This window comes from Nocardiopsis sp. TNDT3, from assembly GCF_003427465.1.
GTDB lineage: Bacteria > Actinomycetota > Actinomycetes > Streptosporangiales > Streptosporangiaceae > Nocardiopsis > Nocardiopsis dassonvillei.
Map to the genome: position 1 here is coordinate 1 of NZ_QPFC01000956.1, position 1,226 is coordinate 1,226.

General features: G+C 73.8%; 1 protein-coding gene. It reads left to right on the plus strand.

Going from position 1 to position 1,226, the window contains the following annotated elements:
- On the plus strand, positions 1-1,178 hold a 1,178-nt coding region (locus DQW06_RS22215; RefSeq protein ID WP_157983553.1), incomplete at its 5' end, for a UDP-glucose/GDP-mannose dehydrogenase family protein.
- Positions 1,179-1,226: the final 48 nt, after the last annotated feature.

Sequence of the window (1,226 nt, forward strand, 5' to 3'; positions counted from 1 at the left end):
TCTTCGAGCCCGGGCTCGAAGAGCTGCTCACCGCGAACCTGGGAACCGGCCGCCTGCACTTCACGACCTCCTTCGCCGAGGCCGCGGAGTTCGCCGACCTGCACCTGATCTGCGTGGGCACCCCTCAGCGCGACGACTCCGGCGCGGCCGACCTGCGCTACGTCAACGCCGCGGTGGACCAGCTGGCCCCGCACCTGACCCGCCCCACCGTGGTCGTGGGCCGCTCGACCGTTCCGGTGGGCACCGCGGCGACCCTGGCCGCCCGGCTGTCCGCGCTGGCCCCCGTGGGCGAGGAGGCCGAGCTGGGGTGGAGCCCGGAGTTCCTGCGCGAGGGCTTCGGGGTGGAGGACACCCTGCACCCGAACCGGATCGTGATCGGCACCGACTCCCCCCGGGTCGAGAAGGCCGTGCGCGCCCTGTGGCAGCGCCAGATCGACGACGGCGTCCCCTTCCTGCTGACCGACCTCCAGACCGCCGAGCTGGTCAAGGTGTCGGCCAACGCCTTCCTGGCCACGAAGATCTCCTTCATCAACGCCATGGCGGAGGTGTCGGAGGTGGCCGGGGCCGACGTCATCCAGCTGGCCGAGGCGCTGTCCTACGACGACCGCATCGGCGGCAAGTTCCTCGGCCCGGGCCTGGGCTTCGGCGGCGGCTGCCTGCCCAAGGACATCCGCGCGTTCATGGCGCGCGCCGACGAGCTGGGCGTGGAGCCCGCGCTGTCCTTCCTGCGCGAGGTGGACGCGATCAACCAGCGCCGCCGCGCGCGCACCATCGACATCGCCCGCCAGCTGATCGGCGGGAGCTTCGCCGGGCGCACGGTGACCGTGCTGGGCGCGGCGTTCAAACCCAACTCCGACGACATCCGCGACTCGCCCGCCCTGGACGTGGCCTCCACCATCGCCTCCCTGGGAGCGCAGGTGACGGTGTACGACCCGCGGGCGCTGGAGCGGGCGCGCGAGGCGCACCCGGAGCTGAACTACGCCGACTCCATGCTGGCGGCGGCGCGCGGCGCCGACGTGGTGCTGCTGCTCACCGAGTGGGCGGAGTTCCGCGAGGCCAACCCGGAGGAGCTGGCCGGGGTGGTGGCCCGCAAGCGCATCGTGGACGGGCGCAACGCGCTCGACCCCACGTACTGGCGCGCCTCGGGCTGGACCTACCGGGCGCTGGGCCGCCAGTAGCCCCTCCCCCTCGTCACGCACCACGGCCGGGCCCGCGCGGGCCCGGCC